The sequence below is a fragment of the Paenibacillus sp. J22P143 genome (genome assembly GCF_059692035.1).
This window is the reverse complement of sequence record NZ_JCAUAQ010000031.1, coordinates 1-17,517: the sequence shown is the minus strand read 5'-3', so window position 1 is coordinate 17,517 and position 17,517 is coordinate 1. Positions and strand designations below refer to the sequence as shown.

Below are 17,517 nucleotides of genomic sequence, written 5' to 3'. Positions count from 1 at the left end.
CAATTTCACTCGCTTTATCGCCAAAAGAGCACCCTGGTTCCTTGCTCCAGAATGCTCGTGTTGCGGAAAGCGCCTATATTAAGTTGAACCTTCGGTTTTCCCCGCCCAGTACTTCCCTTGCCACGTATTTCTCTCCAACAACAATTTATCAAAAGCGTTCAACACTTCCCATTTCTTGAGGCTCCACATTGGTCCAATTAATAGATCCCGCGGCGCATCCCCAGTGAGTCGATGAACGATCATTTCTGGCGGCAGAATTTCTAATGTATCGACGATTAGCTTCACGTACTCATCCTTTTCCAAGAACTGCAGTAAGCCAGCTTCGTATTGCTTCACCATTGGTGTTTTGCGCATGAGATGTAAGAGATGGATCTTGATGCCTTGCACATCCATCTGAGCAACGGCCTTCCCTGTATCCAGCATCATGTCATGGGTTTCTCCAGGTAAACCATAAATAATGTGCGCACAGACGCGGATATTATGCTTGCGCAGCTTAGCAACGGCATCCAGATAACATTTCGTATCGTGAGCACGGTTGATGAGCTCAGAAGTGGATTCGTGAACGGTCTGCAGACCCATTTCCACCCATAGATACGTGCGCTGATTCAATTCAGCCAAGTATTCAATGACATCATCCGGCAAACAATCGGGCCGCGTCGCAATCGACAAGCCGACAACGCCAGGCTGCTGCAAAATAACTTCATAATACTCACGCAACTGCTCCACTGGTGCGTAGGTGTTCGTATAGGCCTGGAAATAACCGATATAGTTGGCTTCGGGCCATTTTTGATGCTGAAGATCACGTATCTTATTAAATTGTGTGACGAGATCGTCGCGGCGACTTCCTGCAAAATCTCCTGATCCACGTGCGCTGCAAAAGGTACATCCGCCAGTTGCAATATTGCCGTCACGATTGGGGCAGGTGAAGCCCGCATCCAACATAACCTTAAATACTTTTCCGCCAAGTGCTTCGCGCATTTCATAATTCCATGTATGGAAACGTTTATCTCCCCAAAGCTGAGGTGATTCCTGAATTAATGTAGACATAGGACCTGTATCCTTTCTTTCTGTTGCTTCGCATGCTTCCAACCTATATTGTAGCGAAAATTACACATGAAAGCGACCCCTGTCTTTCCAACAAGTCCCCCAATAAAACCGTTCAGATGCGAGCATGATAACCTTGCACCACAATTAAGAGCTGAGAGGGGAAATGGACTACATGAAAAAGTTTCGTACGATAACTTTGGCGGTAGCATTGACAGCAGCTTTAAGTATGGGGGCGGCAGGGGCTCAGGCAAGGAATATGGATATGGGGAATGCAACTGGAACGGGATCACCAATAGGGACATTGGGGACAACAACGGGGACTACGACATCAACGGGCTATACAGGAAGCAACTATGATGCTACTTCACCTGGAATGGGGTTAGGAACTGGCGTCAGCTCGCAAAATTTTAGTGGAAATGGAACGAATGGTATTTACACCGGAAATAGTACGACACCTAATACGTATTCCGGATATGGAACCACGACAAGGGGAACAGGTGTCATGGACCATATTAATGGATATGGAACGAATCCGGTTGAAAGAGGGGCTAACGCGGTTGAAAGAGGTGTTGAACGTGGAGCTAATGCGATTGAGAGGGGTGTCGATCGCAGCGCGAACATGGTCGATAGAATGAGTACAAAGAGCATAGCAACAACGCCACCAAGCACTTATAGAGCTTATGCAACTACGGATACTGACAGTGATATCAGCTGGGGATGGTTAGGTCTTATCGGACTTTTAGGGTTAGCGGGTCTACGAAGCAATAATAGAAGAAGAGACGAAAGTTATAAATAATGTTCATTGAATACCCTCAGAAGCACCTTCCATTTTGGAGGGTGTTTTCTTCTAGTTTACTCCTAAACGTCTCTCATCTATGAGAGAAAGCTTTTGATTTTTTTTATAGAATCGACTATGATTTGTATTCGAAAGCATGTACGTGTAGGAGGAAAATGAATAATGCGTTTACGGGGCAGAAAAGGTATTAGAGAAGATATAGAACGTCAAAAAGAACTCGTTGTGTTGAATGCCAAGGATTATAAGGGCAAATGGGCCGAGTTATTCGGAAATAATAACCCGATTCATGCCGAGCTTGGGATGGGCAAAGGGCGCTTTATTAGTGAAATGAGCAAGAAATATCCGAACATCAATTTCATTGGTGTGGATATGTATGATGAACTGATTCGCAAAGCAAGTGAGAAAGCCAAAGTCGCTCATGAAATTACAGTGGAAAATGAAGAAGATGCGGTGCTGAGTATTCCAAATCTAAGGTTGATGCTGTTCAATATCGAGCATATTGAGGATGCTTTCGCTGAAGGCGAGCTAGAGCGCGTGTATTTGAACTTTAGTGATCCTTGGCCGAAGAAAAAGCATGCACGCAGACGTTTAACGCATCCAGGCTTTGTTTCTAAATATCAACAAATTTTGAATGCGAAAGGCGAAATTCATCTGAAAACCGATTCTCAGTCCTTATTCGAATTTTCGTTGAATTCCTTTGCTGATATGGGACTGAGAATGCGCAATATTTCGTTGAATCTTCATGTGGATGGTATTCATCCAGATCACGTGATGACGGAATACGAAACGAAGTTCGCGGGACAAGGCATGAATATTCATCGTTGTGAAGTTGTGATTGGACAAGAAGCATTGTCTACACATCAAGAGCAATTAAAGCAAGCCGCGGCATCCGCCTTGGCCGCTGAATCGAAAGAATCAGCAGAATAGACTCAAACCAAACAGACTTTCCAATGTTGCGTTTACGCAGCAAGGATCGTCTGTTTTTTTATCCGAGCAATTGAAGGATCACTTCTGATCCATCGCCTGCTGGTAGGTGACTCTTCTTATTTTGATTAGAAACGCGCTTGGCTTGCACATCCGCATAGCGACCAGCTAGCATGGACAACCAGTGAGAGATTGTATCTGCCGATTGGATCGGTTCTCCGAAGCCATGTCTTGTAAAATAATGTACGTTTTCTTCCTCTTGTCCTGGAATGGGATCATAAAATAACATGGGAATCGACTTTGCAAGTCCTTCTGAACACGTCATACCACCTGGCTTGGTCACTAGCAAGTCAGAGACCTCCATGAGCTTGCCTATCTCTTGCGTAAATCCGTGCAGGTGGATATTGGGATGTTGATACCGCGGATCCGCTGCAAGCTTTGTTAGAGATTTCTCATTACGTCCTAAACAGAAAATAAACTGAATTCGGTCTCTCCATGTCAGCAGGTGTTCGCTCAAAGAATCGCCGCCGATCAAACCCCAACCTCCGCCCATGACCAATACGGTAGGCAGGGCAGACAGCTGGAATTGCTGTCGAATCAGTGTCCTATCGTGTACTTCCCTGAAGCTTGGATGAACGGGTATGCCTGTGATTTCGACGTGCGCGGCCGCGATACCATGCACAATGAGCTTGTGTTTAACATCCTCGGAAGACACCATGTATTTATTCACCTCTCGGCTGACCCATGTCCCATGAACATCGTAGTCTGTGATCACTGTGCATAGGGGTATGCGTAAACCTGCTCTTTTCAATCGAGAAACAACAACGCTGGGAAAAGGATGTGTACATACAATGGCTTGGGGCGCCCAATGTCTGATCATGGCTGCCGTTTGCGCATAGAAAATGCGATGAAGCGCAAGCTGAGTCAACGGATTGAGCGATTTTTGATACTGAGCACGGTATAAACGACCATACAGTTTCGGCTGTGTAGAAATCGTTTTCTTATATGCGCTGAGAATCCATGGGGCCAACGTGGGATGGAGGAAGGAGCCGAGCTCTACTACACGTGTTTCGATGGTAGAACAGCGCTGTTCTAAGCTGCTGGCAAGAGCGAATGCAGCTTGTGTATGGCCAGCTCCGAAGCCTTCTGAAAGAATGAGCACTCTTCTTTTTAACGATAGATGTTCCATGATTTACCCCCAGAATGCGACTGTCACTAGCGATGCCGTCGTTCCAAGCAAACAACCTACGATACAATCAGATGGATAGTGAAGTCCCAGGTAAATCCGCGATAGGCCAACACTACATGCAAGAGGAATCAATAGGAGACCGAGACTGGGTGAAGCATATACGAAGGGAACAATAACCGAACAGATAGCCGTGGTATGTCCAGAGGGAAAGGAATGATCCGTTAGGGGGTTTTTATGTGTAATGGTTTGCGGATGGACAAGATATGGCCGAAGCCTTGGGTATCTCTTTTTCATAATAGCAACAGGGATGTGGCTGATTGTCAAAGCGATCAGTGCTTGAATACCGGCTATACGCAGCGAGCCTTGCCCAAAGCATGCCAAGCATACAGAGACCATGATAGCGGCTGTGGCACCGCCTAGATGTGTGATTTTCGTGAAAAAAAGATCGAGGAAATGATGTTGGATCCGTTGATTGACGAAGTGGAAAAGACGTGTTTCATGATGCTGAAGCCAATGGACGACTTTACTCATGAGTTGTTGCCTCCTTCTCACTGAAATTCTTATCTATCTTTATTATACGAAGGGTTTATCAGAGGAGGATTAACTGTATGATAAATATTCATAAATTCAAATTAATGTTGCACTAATCTAGCGTTAACATTTCTATGTTAGGATGACAAATATCTTCGACTCGACTCGGCACAATTTCGCAGTATTTCTTGTTAGTGTTCCCCGAATTTGGAACGACTATCCCGTAGAAATCGCGACGATATGTCCTTATTGTGAACGACGGACTCTTTCCGACTGTGTAATGCGAATGTTGTTAGGGTAGTTAGCTCCATCCATTAATAGGGTAATTAAGCAAAAGTTGTCAGCGTTTAGCTAGGTGACTTATAATAATGAAGTTGCCGCTTAGAAAAGACAGTGTTCGTCTAAATGGTGAACTTTTGGTACACAATAAATGAAAAACGATGAAAACAAGACATTTTCGACCCGATTTCAAGCGCATGCTCTATTCGGTGTGTGCGAACCACCCAAATTTCAAAGAACTGCCGCTTTTTCGGTGTTTGCAGACTTTGACAAACAGGGGGAAAGAGAGGAAAATCAAAAACGATTGTTTCACCGTTTGCCTGTTGACATGAACTACTTGTACATAAACGCACTAGGCATACAAAAAGATAGCTGACGTGCACAAAAAAAAGGGGGATTTTGCTTCATGCTAGACAAGATTATGCTTACCGTTCAAATCTTTTTGGCTTTGATCGGTGCGTATCAGTTGTTTTTAACGTTTTTTGGTTGGTATCGTCCCAAAAACAAAAAGATGTTTGCTCCGCAGAAATCGTTCGCTGTATTGGTTGCCGCTCATAATGAGGAACAAGTCGTTGGTGCCTTGATTGAGAATCTGAAGACGTTGGATTACCCGAAAGAGCTTTTTGATATCTTCGTGATCTGTGACAACTGTACAGATAACACAGCTGACATTGCACGACACCACGGTGTCTACGCCATGGAGCGCCGCAACCCGAACCTCAGAGGAAAAGGGTATGCGATTGAATGGATGCTCAAAGAGTTGTGGAAGCGCGAGCGTCAGTATGACGGAATCGTTATGTTCGATGCGGATAACCTGGTTAGTCCTGATTATTTGATCCATATGAATAACGATCTTTGTTCAGGCTCCCGCGTTATTCAAGCGTACCTGGATACGAAGAATCCGAATGACTCTTGGATTACTGGTTCTTTTGCCATCTCGTACTTCTACGCGAACCGCTTTGTTCAAACGCCTAGAACGAACTTGGGACTTGCCAATTTTCTTGGCGGTACGGGGATGTGCTTCGACTCCAATCTCTTAAAGGAAATTGGCTGGCGGGCAACGAGCTTGGTTGAGGATCTTGAATTCTCGATGAGATGTATCCAAATGGGTATCAAACCGACATTCAATTATGATACGCGGGTTTACGATGAGAAGCCGCTTTCGTTTAATGCTTCCGCGAAGCAGCGTCTTCGTTGGATGCAAGGTCACTTCGAAGTGGCTAAACGTTTCTTCTTCCCGTTGCTATGGCAAGGGATCAAAACGGGCAGCTGGATGAAAATTGACGCGGCGATTTATTCGGCGAATGTATATAATTTCTTCTTTGGTGCTATTCTAACGGTTATGCTATGGATCCAATCCATGACTTCACATGGGACAGCTGAGTCAGCCTTGGTTCATGTTAATCCCGTTGTGATCAATTCACTCAGCTTGGCCATCTACGTATTGCTTCCGATGTCTATGCTTATTGAAAAGGCTCATAAAAAGACGTATAAGTATCTACTGCTATATCCGATTTTCATGCTGTCTTGGTGGCCAATTACGTTCTATGCGTTCTTCACGCAGAACAACAAACAATGGAGTCACACCGAGCATACACGTGTAATTCGGTTGGATGAAATGAAAAGTAAACAAGTGAGTTGACTTTTCTGAACTGAGATGATATTATATTTCGAGTAAAGCAGAAGCGCCCGCTTCTCACCTGACTAACGTGTCGTTGGCTGGTTTGAATGAATCATCATGTACATTCAATAGGTTTTGTTAAGAACCTGTTATTGATGAAGATGTGGGCCCACTGTGCCCGCATCTTTTTTATATTTGGAAGAGAGTTACATACTTTATGGAGGTGGAACACAATTAGCAAAGACCATATGATTAACGACGAGATTCGTGTGAAGGAAGTACGCCTTATCGGGGCGGACGGAGAACAACTTGGCATAACGCCAATTCGCGAAGCTCTTCAAATTGCACTTGACGCGAACCTTGATTTAGTAAACGTTGCACCGACGGCGAAGCCGCCTGTCTGCCGCATTATGGATTACGGCAAGTTCCGTTATGAAACGCAAAAGAAAGAAAAAGAAGCTCGTAAGAACCAGAAGATTGTGGATATCAAAGAAATTCGCCTAAGCGCGACGATCGATGAACATGACTTCCAAACGAAGCTTCGCAACGCAGTTAAGTTTCTTGGTGAAGGCGACAAAGTGAAAGCTAGCGTTCGTTTCCGTGGTCGTGAAATTGCGCACTCGGAGATTGGTCGCAAAGTGCTCGAGCGCCTTGCTACAGAAACTGCTGAAATTTCCTCACAGGAGCGTGCTCCAAAGCTTGAGGGAAGAAGCATGATCATGATCTTAACGCCAAAAGCGACAACTTAGGCGAGTATACTAAATTAGGAGGAACAACAACATGCCGAAAATGAAAACACACAGCAGCCTGAAAGGGCGTTTCAAAATCACTGGCACAGGCAAAGTGATGAGATACAAACAAGGTAAAAACCACTTGCTTTCTGGTAAATCATCCAAGCAAAAACGCGTATTGTCCACGAACCCAACAATGGCTCCTGGCGATGTACGTCGTTTGCAACAACAATTGTCCCTTATCAAAGGTTAATCGTTATCCAGCGTAACATTCGAACATCATTTATATATCCCAGGAGGTAGTTCACAATGGCAAGAGTCAAGGGCGGATTTATTCGCGCTCACCGTCGTAAGAAAATTTTGAAATTAGCAAAAGGTTATTTCGGTTCCAAACACCGCTTATTTAAAACAGCTAAAGAGCAAGTAATGAAGTCATTGGTATATGCATACCGTGACCGTCGTCAAACAAAACGTAACTTCCGTAGACTTTGGATTACTCGTATCAATGCAGGCGCTCGTCAAAACGGCTTGAGCTACAGCAAATTGATGCACGGCCTTAAATTGGCTGGTATCGAAGTTAACCGTAAAATCTTGGCTGACCTAGCTGTGAATGATTCCAAAGCGTTCAACGACTTGGCAACAGCTGCAAAAGCGAAAGTAAACGCGTAAGCTAAGCTTCGCGGTTCAGAGCTTGTCCCCTCACGGGGGCAGGCTCTTTTTGTGTTTTTAGATGTCAGATGGAGGTCTGCTGGGCTGGGATCTTGCGAAAGGGAATCACAATAAACATGATCAGTGGAACGATAACCTGGAAGAGGGGTAAATCTTCACACTGAACTTAAGCCCGAGCCAAACGTGGACGGAATAGTATCTTTTCTCACTATCCAATGTTTTATTCGATCTACCTATTGACTATTGGCCTTCGGATGCATATAATAATCTTTAATCATATTAGATATGGTGAAGCATACGAATGAATCGCTATGAAGAGGAAGAAGTAATAAGGGCACTTATGCGCAGAGAGCGTTGGACTTGCTGAAACCATCGCCTTAATCCCTTACGTACGAAGTCACCTCGGAGCTGTTTTCCTGAACATGCAGATTACTGGCAGGTATTAGGGAGAACCGGAAGAGCACACGTTATCGTGCTGAGGGTAATGTTTGTAAGTAGAACATACCTGCTAAGGTTATGTGCCGTGAGGCATATAGCAAATTTGGGTGGTACCACGGAAGCTTAAACCCCTTTCGTCCCGTTGAGCGCGTTTTGTGCGCGCACGGGATGAATAGGGGTTTTTCTTATTTTCATGGAATGCTAGATGATGACACGAATTGACTTTTCGAGAGGAGGATCACAATGAATGTTCAAACTGAACCAAAACGCTCTAAAGAAGAACTAATTGAGAAGCTGACGAAGCCAGACCTGATTACAGGTTCCGAGATTTTGCTAAGAAGCTTATTGCTGGAGGGTGTGGACTGCGTCTTTGGATATCCAGGCGGCGCTGTATTGTACATCTATGATGCGATGCATGGTTTTGACGATTTCAATCACTTGTTGACTAGACATGAACAAGGCGCGATTCATGCGGCTGATGGCTACGCTCGTTCAACAGGCAAAGTTGGTGTATGTATCGCAACTTCCGGACCGGGGGCTACGAACCTCGTCACAGGTATTGCTACAGCATATATGGATTCTGTTCCTATGGTTGTTATTACAGGTAACGTGGCAACAAGCTTTATCGGTACGGATGCTTTCCAAGAGGCTGACATTACCGGCATTACAATGCCGATTACGAAGCACAGCTATTTGGTAAGAGACGTTAATGATCTGCCGCGTATCATTCACGAAGCCTTCCATATTGCGAACTCAGGACGTAAGGGTCCGGTTCTCATTGACATACCAAAGGATGTCTCCGCTCATAAAACGATATTTAAGCCTGTAACGGATGTAAGCATTCGTGGTTACAACCCTACGGTGCAACCTAACAAGCTGCAAGTGGATAAGTTGATCAAAGCCATCGAAGAGGCTGAACGTCCGGTTATCATTGCAGGGGGCGGCGTTGTTTATGCGGATGCTTCCAATGAATTGATCGAGTTTGTTAATAAAACAAGGATCCCTGTCGCAACAACATTGCTTGGCTTAAGCGGCTTCCCAAGTGCACACGAGCTATGGCTCGGCATGCCGGGAATGCACGGAACGTTTACAGCTAACACAGCGATCCAAAATGCAGATCTACTCATCTCCATCGGTTCCAGATTCGATGATCGGGTAACGATGAATTTGAACGGTTTTGCTCCAAAAGTGAAACTAATCGCTCATATCGATGTGGATCCAGCGGAAATCGGTAAGAACGTGAAAACGGATATCCCTTGCGTAGGTGATGTGAAAGCCGTTCTGGAGTATGCGAATACGAAAGCGAAGCCTGCGAATAACGCAGCGTGGATCACGGAGCTGCAAGAAAGCAAAGAGAAGTTCCCGCTGAAATACGGCGAAACAGAGACTGAGCTTAAGCCGCAATACGTAATCGAAATGATCAGCGAAACAACCAAAGGTGAGGCAATCATTACAACTGACGTTGGTCAGCATCAAATGTGGGCCGCGCAGTTCTATAAATTCAAAAACCCACGTTCCCTCGTTACATCCGGTGGACTTGGTACGATGGGCTTCGGATTCCCGTCCGCGATCGGCGCTCAAATGGGGAACCCGGATAAACTAGTTGTTTCCATTAATGGAGACGGCGGCGTTCAGATGTGTGCACAAGAGCTTGCGATCTGTGCGATCAATAACATTCCGGTTAAAGTGGTTATTATTAACAACCAAGTGCTTGGGATGGTTCGCCAATGGCAAGAAATTATCTATGAGAATCGCTACAGTCACATTGACTTGGCAGGAAGCCCTGATTTCGTGAAGCTTGCAGAAGCTTACGGCGTGAAAGGCTTGCGCGCAACGACGAAGGAAGAAGCAAGAAGAGTATGGCAGGAAGCCCTCGATACACCGGGGCCTGTCGTTATTGATTTCGTCGTACCGAAGGGCGAGAACGTGTTCCCGATGGTTAAAGCGGGCGATACAATTAGTGACATGTTAATGGGGGATTCGGAATGACAACTAAACATACAGTTTCCGTACTCGTAAACAATCAGCCTGGTGTTCTGCAACGTGTATCTGGTTTGTTTGGACGCAGAGGCTTTAACATTGAAAGCATCACCGTAGGAGAGTCCGAGGAAAACGGACTTTCCCGGATGGTTATTGTAACCACGGGTGATGATAACACATTGGAGCAAATCTCCAAGCAATTGTACAAGTTGATTGATGTCATCAAGGTTGTTGATCTTAGCTCCAACCCAATGGTTGCTAGAGAACTCGCACTGATTAAAGTAAATGCTGAACCCCTCATGCGCCCAGAAATTCTAGGCATCGTGGAAACATTCCGCGCGGCAGTTGTCGATATCGGACCTGCATCATTGATCGTGCAAGTTGTTGGAGATTCAGATAAAATAGATGCTATGGTCGAATTACTTCGTCCTTATGGCATTCGTGAGCTTTCCCGTACGGGCGTTACTGCGATGATTCGCGGTTCGGTTAAATAAATAGAAACACCCATTTTCAACGAGAAGTAAGCTCTCTTTGAGTGGGGGTTTCAGCGGAGTACCACGGTAAATCGTTGAAACACCCACTCAAGGGGTAGACAAAACGGATTCATTATATCAAAGGAGGATTTATTCGAATGGCAGTTACTACTTACTATGAAAAAGATGCAGACTTAGCGGTACTTAAAGGTAAAACGATTGCGGTTGTTGGTTATGGTTCCCAAGGGCACGCACAAGCACAAAACTTGCGTGATAGCGGGTTGAACGTTATTATCGGACTTCGTGAAGGCCGTTCATGGAACGCAGCTAAAAACGATGGTTTCGAAGTTGTATCTGTAGAAGAAGCAGCACGTCGCGCTGATGTTATCCAAATTTTGATGCCGGATGAAACACAAGCTCGCGTTTACCGTGAGTCCATTCAACCGAACATGAAAAAAGGCGCAGCAATCATGTTCTCCCACGGATTTAACATCCACTTCGGACAAATCGTTGCTCCTGAAGGTACAGATGTATTCTTGGTAGCTCCTAAATCCCCTGGTCACATGGTACGTCGTACGTACGTTGAAGGCTTTGGTGTACCTGGCTTGATCGCTATTGAGAAAGACGCGACTGGCAATGCAAAAGCAATCGGTCTTGCTTATGCTAAAGGTATCGGCTGTACGCGTGCAGGCGTTATCGAAACTTCTTTCCGTGAAGAAACAGAAACTGATTTGTTCGGTGAGCAAGCTGTTCTTTGTGGCGGTGCTTCTGAGTTAGTTAAAGCTGGTTTCGAAACATTGGTTGAAGCTGGTTATGCACCTGAAATGGCTTACTTCGAGTGTTTGCACGAATTGAAATTGATCGTTGATATGATGTACGAAGGTGGACTTGCTTCCATGCGTAGTTCCATCTCCAACACAGCTGAGTACGGTGACTATGTAACAGGTCCTCGTATCATTACAGCTGAAACGAAAAAAGCAATGAAAGAAGTTCTTTCCGATATCCAACAAGGTAAATTCGCTCGCGATTTCATCTTGGAAAACCAATCCAACTTCGCATTCATGAACGCAACGCGTCGTAACGAAGCTCAACATCCGATTGAAGTTGTTGGCGGTCAATTGCGCGAAATGATGCACTGGATCAAAAAATAATTCGGTATTATTGAATCTTATAGGCTGTACATTCCACAGGGAGTGATTGAGGAGAATTTCCCAATTGCTCCCTGTGAATACTATAATGACTAGGAAAAACATCTTGCAAAAGCTTACGAAGTAAGTTTTCTAACGAAAACTCTCAGGAGGTGACATGGTGCGTAAAATTTTTATTTTTGATACAACCCTTCGTGATGGTGAGCAGTCACCAGGTGTGAACTTGAATACACAGGAGAAGGTTGAGATCGCGTTGCAGTTGGAGAAGCTTGGTGTGGATCGTATGGAAGCTGGTTTTCCTGCGGCATCCCCTGGGGACTTGGCAGGTGTTAATGCGGTCGCTAGAGCGGTTAAGAATGCTTCTGTCATCGGCTTGTCCCGTTCGAGAGAGAATGATATCGAGGCTGTACGTGAAGCCCTTCAGGGTGCACAGGATCCTTGTATCCATCTCTTCCTTGCAACGTCTCCGATTCACCGTCAGCATAAGCTGCGGATGGAGAAGCATCAGGTGTTGGAAACGGCTGAAGCGGCGATTAAATATGCGAAGAAATATTTCAGCAAAATCGAGTTTTCACTTGAGGATGCTGGACGTACGGAGTTGGACTTCATCGCTGAAGTGACCAACATGGCCATTCGCGCCGGTGCTTCTGTCGTGAATATTCCGGATACTGTTGGTTATATGACGCCGTATGACTATGGGAATATTTTCAAAATGCTGAAGGAAACCGTGCCAGGTATTGAAAAAATTCAATTGAGTGCGCACTGCCATGACGACTTAGGCATGGCAACTGCGAACGCGCTCGCTGCGGTTCTGAACGGTGCCGATCAAATCGAAGGCACCATCAACGGGATTGGCGAGCGAGCAGGGAACACCTCGATCGAGGAAGTCGTTATGGCGCTGGAAACACGCCAAGACTTCTACCAAGCGAAAACTTCGCTTGTGCTGAACGAGATCTACCGCACCAGCCGTCTTGTCAGCAAGCTGACAGGCATGGTGGTTCCAGGCAACAAGGCGATTGTTGGCGCTAACGCCTTCGCGCATGAGTCCGGCATCCATCAGGATGGCATGCTCAAAGAGAAAACGACCTACGAGATTATGTCACCGGAAACGATCGGCGTGAAGGAAAGTAAGCTCGTTATGGGCAAACACTCCGGACGTCACGCATTCCGTGAAAAGCTCATTGATCTCGGCTACGAGCTCGGCGAAGAGCAAGTAAATGTGGCTTTTGCCAAGTTCAAGGATTTGGCAGATCGCAAGAAGCAGGTAGAAGACGAAGATATTCGTGCTTTGATCGAAGAAAAATTGATCGAGACACCGGAAATTTTCGCACTTGGCACGCTTCAAGTTGCCTACGGCAACCAAATGACACCAACCGCTACGGTTCATGTTCGTTTCCAAGATGGCAGCGAGGTGGCTGAAAGCGCGGTAGGTAACGGTTCGGTTGACGCGATTTACAACGCGATTGATAAAGCGACGAAGGAAAACGTGGAACTTGATGACTATTCTATCAAATCCGTTTCACACGGGAAAGATGCGCTTGGTGAAGTTCACGTTGTACTGAAGCAGGACTCCATGTCTGTGCAAGGACGCGGCATTTCGACCGATATTCTGGAAGCAAGCGCGAAGGCTTACCTGGACGCTGTGAACAGACTGATCGATAAGCGCAAGAACCCAACAAGTAACAGAAGCAACGTAACGTTAATATAAGCTCTTAGCTTTCATGGCAACCTGGATTAGCACCTCACCTCCACGACTCGAGGAGGGGTGCTTTCTACAAATGCGAAAGGATGCGTCCCTGTATGAAATATCGATTTTCTAAATCGTTGGAAGGCTTCTCCTCATCAGCTGTAAGAGAAATTCTTAAGCTGACACAAGGGAGCTCGATTATTTCCTTTGCTGGCGGATTGCCTGCTGAAGAGTTTTTCCCATTAGACGCGGTTAGTGAAGCGTTCAAACGAGTTGTAGAAGGCGGGAAATCTGCGCTGCAATATGGTTTGACAGAGGGCTATAAGCCGCTGCGCGAATCCTTATGTAAGCGGATGGCCGCGAAAAACATGCTGGTTACACCAGACGAGATGTTGCTCACGACAGGTTCGCAGCAAGCGATCGATCTGTTGACACGTGTGTATATTGATGAAGGCGATGTCATTCTCGTTGAAAGTCCGACGTATTTGGCCGCGATCCAAGTGTTCCAAGCCAAAGGTGCGAAGATTTACTCGGTAGATAGTGATAGCGAGGGCATGATCATGGATGATTTGGCGGCCAAAATCGCTAAGTATAATCCGAAAATGGTCTATGTTATCCCAACCTTCTCCAACCCTGCGGGTCGTGCATGGAGCTTGGAACGCCGTCAAGGCTTGCTGGATATTTGCCGCGGCGCTGATGTTCTTATCCTGGAAGATGACCCGTACGGGGAAATCCAGTTTGACGAGAACGAAAGCTACCCGACTGTCTACTCACTAGGTGGCAAAGCGGAAGGCGGGAATGTTGTTTATACGAGCACATTTTCCAAAACCGTTGCGCCAGCTTTCCGTACAGGTTGGGTAATGGGCGATGAGTCGATCATTCGTCAAGTTGCACGCTTCAAGCAATCCGCGGATCTTCACTCTAGTACGATTGATCAGCAAACACTGTATCATCTGCTTGAGCATTTTGATCTGGACGCTCATATTTCCTTAATTCGTGAACAGTATCTGGATCGGATGAAATTCATGTCAGGTCTGCTTACTGAGCTGAACTGGCCTGGTCTGAAATGGGAAGAGCCAAAGGGCGGCATGTTCATTTGGGTTGAGCTTCCTGAGCAAATTAACGCTGCGGATTTGTTGAAAATCGCGGTCAAAGAAGGCGTAGCCTTTGTTCCCGGTGCTACCTTTTACGCGGAAAAGCCACAGTACAACACGATGCGCCTGAACTACACGCACACCGATAAAGAAACTACCGTTCTGGGCATGAAGAAGCTCGCGAAGGCGATGGAATCTTATTTGCAAAACGCATAAGCTAGAGATGCAGCACCCAAGGTTTTTGGCCTTGGGTGCTTTTTGCGTGAGGATGCTGCGCGCCGGCAGCGGCGGTCGGGATCGGCCTCTCACCTAACCATCTGAACGGCAACTGCCGGATGTAACTGATAGGAGCTTATTCATTGGTGCCCTTCAACCGCAGGGACAAGAAGCTGTTTCTCTTTCATCTGATGAAGGATGTTCCTTGATTTCTTAGCTCTGAATTGAAAAAGTTCAGACACATGACGCGGAGAAATCGCTTTTTCATGTGATAGAGCTAGTCGACAAATCTCTTTTTCAATGATAATTAACTCCCCGTACTGTACTTGCTCCCCAAGCTGATCGCTGAAATATTTCCCTATAAATTGCAGGATAATCTGCTCGCACATGCGCGGACGATCTTTCACATCATCATATGAAAAACGCAATATTTTCCATCCATCGATCATCAAGTGATTTTGGCGTATGAGACCATCGGAGAATTGTATGCGACTGATTTGACTTGCATGTGTGGTGTAACCATCAATTTCGATAGCAAGTTTCAGTCCTTGCCGAATGTAGGCAAAATCTATATAACGAGTGCCATCGCGGACATCTTTGACCTCAAACTCCGGATGCAAATATAGAAATTCGCCTAATGCCCTCCACCACATGACATAATCTAATTTCGCCTCTTTTTTCAGAAAATAAAGAAGCCGCTCCCTAGTATCAGCAAAGGCTGAACTTGAGAAGCGGCGTGTACTTCACTACCATTTTTTAACATTCTACCATTGGCGTGTAGGGGTAATCAAGGAATGGGATCATTTCGCAGTAATTGACTTGGCATTATTTTGAAATTATGATAGGGACAAGGAAGTGAGAAAGGGGATTATCTGACGGATGAATAAGCCGAATCAACCCTTAAAACCAATCCATAGAAGTCGAGCAAGGATCTACGCAGGGATTAAAGCGTACCGTTTGAAACGCTACTGGGCCTGGTTGTTCGATGGAAAAACATATGCCTCCCAAAAACAGAGCGCGTTACTACCTCACCTTGCTTTCACACACCGTACGCCTCTCTTGAGACAGCTGAAAGACGTGGATATGTGGCTTCAGCATAACAAGGTCATAAATTTGAAGCTCGCTGCCAAGCAGTTGAATGGCGTGATCGTCCAGCCTGGCGAGACCTTTTCCTATTGGCGCTTAATTGGTACTACGACCCGTAGAAAGGGATATGTCGATGGGATGGTTCTTTTTCATGGGAAGGTGAAGACAGGAGTTGGGGGTGGGTTATGCCAGCTTTCGAATTTGATCTACTGGATGACCCTGCATACACCGCTTACCGTAACGGAAAGGTATCGTCACAGTTATGATGTTTTTCCAGATGCGGGGAGAGTTCAGCCTTTTGGGAGTGGGGCAACATGTTACTATAATTACTTGGATTTGCAAATTCGGAACGAAACGTTGGATGCGTATCAGCTCGTTATCCGTGTCACAGATACCCATTTGGTAGGAGAATGGCGTACGCTTAGTCCTAGTCTTCATAGCTACGAGATTTATGAAAAAAGCCATAGGATTACAAGAGAATACTGGGGAGGCTATGTCAGACATAATGAAATTCATCGAAAAGTGTTGAATCCAGAAGGGCAGCTCGTGAGGGATGAATGGGTGACAGATAACCATGCCATTATGATGTACGAACCTTTACTGACAGCTGGAGATGAGCATGAAAATGGATGAAATCTCAATTAAAATACTGGGATTTTTTTGATGTGGTCTGAAGCTGATTTTGGCTCTGCGAAAGTTGAGTTAGAAACACTTCCAGATGATAACCTTAAAATACTGATGATTTAAATGAATTCAAAGAAGAAAAATTTAGTTCGCATGATTCCTCCGAAATAATTGATTCCCTAAAAGCTATCACATCCAAGATATAGAGTTAGCTGCGATAATTCCGGAAAGACCAAGTGGAATTAGTAACTTTTTCTTCTTTTTCTTCAAGCAAATTAATGAGCTAAAATAGCTTATGCTTTCCCTGTACCCCTTGCTAAAGCTCCTTGAGTTATATTGTACTTATCAATAAATTTCCCTAATGGAGTCAATAATCCGTTAACTTTTCGATTCCTTAGGAATGGATTTTTTTGTATTCAGTGGGCGTCAAGCCCGTAATAAATTTAAATACTTTGCTGAAGTAGTATTGATTGCTATAGCCGACTAGAGTGGCAATATCTTTAAACTGTAGGTTCGAGTCATCCGTAAGCAATTGTTTGGCCTTGTCAATCCTAAGTTGAGTCAGGTACTCAATAGGAGCGATACCTTTATACTTTTTAAATTACCGGCTCAAGTAAGAAACCTGCGCAAAATCGGATGTTTATCTTCTGCCACTACTACATTTATCATGATGCGTCATCCTCCAGAGCTTCTAGTTGTCCTTTGATACCCATATGTATCCTGCAGCCTCGATCTTCTAGATTATCTATTTGCAAATAAAATGGCTTTCCGTAATGCATCATTAATCTTGCATACGTATTTAAGACGCCTAATCCGCCGATCTTTAGATTCGTTAATAATTTACCATTTAGAAAATTATTTCGATAGGTGGTCATCAATTGATTGATTTCAATCAGTTTGGCAGGCTCAACACCAGAACCGTTATCTTCGATGATCAGTTCCCAATGATCGGGGGTTACCATAGTGCCGGATATCGTTATTTTC

At 45.2% G+C, this 17,517-nt stretch carries 17 protein-coding genes and 1 pseudogene; 12 read left to right on the top strand and 6 right to left on the bottom strand.

The genetic code is table 11. The annotated features are described in order from the left end of the window. Positions 1–78: 78 nt before the first annotated feature. A complete protein-coding gene (mnmL, locus tag AC58PQ_RS26030; protein WP_497246702.1) occupies positions 79–1,047 on the bottom strand; it encodes a tRNA modification radical SAM protein MnmL/YtqA in 969 nt (322 codons plus the stop codon). 172 nt (positions 1,048–1,219) lie between these two features. Here mnmL and AC58PQ_RS26025 point away from each other — a divergent pair, with 172 nt between their 5' ends. Both AC58PQ_RS26025 and trmB read left to right on the top strand, forming a co-directional pair. Continuing rightward, positions 1,220–1,843 carry a WGxxGxxG family protein gene (locus AC58PQ_RS26025; RefSeq protein ID WP_497246700.1) on the top strand — a complete coding sequence of 208 codons (624 nt, stop codon included), beginning with the start codon at positions 1,220–1,222 and terminating at the stop codon, positions 1,841–1,843. A gap of 162 nt (positions 1,844–2,005) precedes the next feature. After that, the gene (gene trmB, locus AC58PQ_RS26020) at positions 2,006–2,770 is read left to right on the top strand and encodes a tRNA (guanosine(46)-N7)-methyltransferase TrmB (protein WP_497246698.1); all 765 of its coding nucleotides are present in this window, start codon (positions 2,006–2,008) and stop codon (positions 2,768–2,770) included. Between the two features lie 58 nt (positions 2,771–2,828). Here the strand turns inward: trmB and AC58PQ_RS26015 are convergent, their stop codons facing one another. Both AC58PQ_RS26015 and AC58PQ_RS26010 read right to left on the bottom strand, forming a co-directional pair. Further along, on the bottom strand, positions 2,829–3,956 hold the full coding sequence (locus tag AC58PQ_RS26015; RefSeq protein ID WP_497246696.1) for an MGDG synthase family glycosyltransferase: 1,128 nt from the start codon (positions 3,954–3,956) through the stop codon (positions 2,829–2,831). Between the two features lie 3 nt (positions 3,957–3,959). Beyond that, entirely contained in the window at positions 3,960–4,487 is a 528-nt protein-coding gene (locus AC58PQ_RS26010; RefSeq protein WP_497246694.1) for a phosphatase PAP2 family protein, read from the bottom strand. Between the two features lie 685 nt (positions 4,488–5,172). Between AC58PQ_RS26010 and AC58PQ_RS26005 the strand changes: the two genes are divergently transcribed. The 9 genes from AC58PQ_RS26005 (at position 5,173) to AC58PQ_RS25965 (ending at position 14,823) form a co-directional block, all read left to right on the top strand. Then, positions 5,173–6,408, top strand: a complete 1,236-nt coding sequence (locus tag AC58PQ_RS26005; RefSeq protein ID WP_497246692.1) for a glycosyltransferase family 2 protein — start codon at positions 5,173–5,175, stop codon at positions 6,406–6,408. Between the two features lie 227 nt (positions 6,409–6,635). Beyond that, on the top strand, positions 6,636–7,136 hold the full coding sequence (infC, locus tag AC58PQ_RS26000; RefSeq protein WP_056609101.1) for a translation initiation factor IF-3: 501 nt from the start codon (positions 6,636–6,638) through the stop codon (positions 7,134–7,136). A 31-nt stretch (positions 7,137–7,167) separates the two neighbouring features. Then, complete coding sequence (gene rpmI, locus AC58PQ_RS25995) at positions 7,168–7,371, top strand: 50S ribosomal protein L35 (protein WP_028553997.1); 204 nt, start codon at positions 7,168–7,170, stop codon at positions 7,369–7,371. Between the two features lie 56 nt (positions 7,372–7,427). Beyond that, complete coding sequence (rplT, locus tag AC58PQ_RS25990) at positions 7,428–7,787, top strand: 50S ribosomal protein L20 (protein ID WP_028553998.1); 360 nt, start codon at positions 7,428–7,430, stop codon at positions 7,785–7,787. Between the two features lie 681 nt (positions 7,788–8,468). After that, a complete protein-coding gene (gene ilvB / locus AC58PQ_RS25985; protein WP_497246690.1) occupies positions 8,469–10,214 on the top strand; it encodes a biosynthetic-type acetolactate synthase large subunit in 1,746 nt (581 codons plus the stop codon). Continuing rightward, on the top strand, positions 10,211–10,699 hold the full coding sequence (ilvN, locus tag AC58PQ_RS25980) for an acetolactate synthase small subunit (RefSeq protein WP_171631212.1): 489 nt from the start codon (positions 10,211–10,213) through the stop codon (positions 10,697–10,699). Before ilvB ends, ilvN begins: the two co-directional genes overlap by 4 nt. A gap of 137 nt (positions 10,700–10,836) precedes the next feature. Continuing rightward, a complete protein-coding gene (gene ilvC, locus AC58PQ_RS25975; protein WP_056609110.1) occupies positions 10,837–11,829 on the top strand; it encodes a ketol-acid reductoisomerase in 993 nt (330 codons plus the stop codon). Between the two features lie 157 nt (positions 11,830–11,986). Next, positions 11,987–13,534 carry a 2-isopropylmalate synthase gene (locus AC58PQ_RS25970; RefSeq protein ID WP_497246762.1) on the top strand — a complete coding sequence of 516 codons (1,548 nt, stop codon included), beginning with the start codon at positions 11,987–11,989 and terminating at the stop codon, positions 13,532–13,534. A gap of 92 nt (positions 13,535–13,626) precedes the next feature. Beyond that, positions 13,627–14,823: an aminotransferase-like domain-containing protein gene (locus AC58PQ_RS25965; protein WP_497246688.1), complete on the top strand. Its 1,197-nt coding sequence runs from the start codon at positions 13,627–13,629 to the stop codon at positions 14,821–14,823. Between the two features lie 140 nt (positions 14,824–14,963). Here the strand turns inward: AC58PQ_RS25965 and AC58PQ_RS25960 are convergent, their stop codons facing one another. After that, a complete protein-coding gene (locus AC58PQ_RS25960; RefSeq protein WP_497246686.1) occupies positions 14,964–15,443 on the bottom strand; it encodes a DUF559 domain-containing protein in 480 nt (159 codons plus the stop codon). 259 nt (positions 15,444–15,702) lie between these two features. Between AC58PQ_RS25960 and AC58PQ_RS25955 the strand changes: the two genes are divergently transcribed. Further along, positions 15,703–16,542: a VanW family protein gene (locus AC58PQ_RS25955; protein WP_497246684.1), complete on the top strand. Its 840-nt coding sequence runs from the start codon at positions 15,703–15,705 to the stop codon at positions 16,540–16,542. 385 nt (positions 16,543–16,927) lie between these two features. Here the strand turns inward: AC58PQ_RS25955 and AC58PQ_RS25950 are convergent. After that, positions 16,928–17,122 (bottom strand): annotated as a pseudogene (locus tag AC58PQ_RS25950) (helix-turn-helix domain-containing protein); the annotation flags it as partial. Positions 17,123–17,198: 76 nt separating this feature from the next. Beyond that, positions 17,199–17,517: sensor histidine kinase (locus tag AC58PQ_RS25945; RefSeq protein WP_497246682.1), on the bottom strand; the 319-nt coding region annotated here is incomplete at its 5' end.

Bases quoted from the DNA above. Each gene is read 5' to 3' on its own strand.
- mnmL (WP_497246702.1), bottom strand. From the start codon at position 1,047: ATGTCTACATTAATTCAGGAATCACCTCAGCTTTGGGGAGATAAACGT.
- AC58PQ_RS26025 (WP_497246700.1), top strand. From the start codon at position 1,220: ATGAAAAAGTTTCGTACGATAACTTTGGCGGTAGCATTGACAGCAGCT.
- trmB (WP_497246698.1), top strand. From the start codon at position 2,006: ATGCGTTTACGGGGCAGAAAAGGTATTAGAGAAGATATAGAACGTCAA.
- AC58PQ_RS26015 (WP_497246696.1), bottom strand. From the start codon at position 3,956: ATGGAACATCTATCGTTAAAAAGAAGAGTGCTCATTCTTTCAGAAGGC.
- AC58PQ_RS26010 (WP_497246694.1), bottom strand. From the start codon at position 4,487: ATGAGTAAAGTCGTCCATTGGCTTCAGCATCATGAAACACGTCTTTTC.
- AC58PQ_RS26005 (WP_497246692.1), top strand. From the start codon at position 5,173: ATGCTAGACAAGATTATGCTTACCGTTCAAATCTTTTTGGCTTTGATC.
- infC (WP_056609101.1), top strand. From the start codon at position 6,636: ATGATTAACGACGAGATTCGTGTGAAGGAAGTACGCCTTATCGGGGCG.
- rpmI (WP_028553997.1), top strand. From the start codon at position 7,168: ATGCCGAAAATGAAAACACACAGCAGCCTGAAAGGGCGTTTCAAAATC.
- rplT (WP_028553998.1), top strand. From the start codon at position 7,428: ATGGCAAGAGTCAAGGGCGGATTTATTCGCGCTCACCGTCGTAAGAAA.
- ilvB (WP_497246690.1), top strand. From the start codon at position 8,469: ATGAATGTTCAAACTGAACCAAAACGCTCTAAAGAAGAACTAATTGAG.
- ilvN (WP_171631212.1), top strand. From the start codon at position 10,211: ATGACAACTAAACATACAGTTTCCGTACTCGTAAACAATCAGCCTGGT.
- ilvC (WP_056609110.1), top strand. From the start codon at position 10,837: ATGGCAGTTACTACTTACTATGAAAAAGATGCAGACTTAGCGGTACTT.
- AC58PQ_RS25965 (WP_497246688.1), top strand. From the start codon at position 13,627: ATGAAATATCGATTTTCTAAATCGTTGGAAGGCTTCTCCTCATCAGCT.
- AC58PQ_RS25955 (WP_497246684.1), top strand. From the start codon at position 15,703: ATGAATAAGCCGAATCAACCCTTAAAACCAATCCATAGAAGTCGAGCA.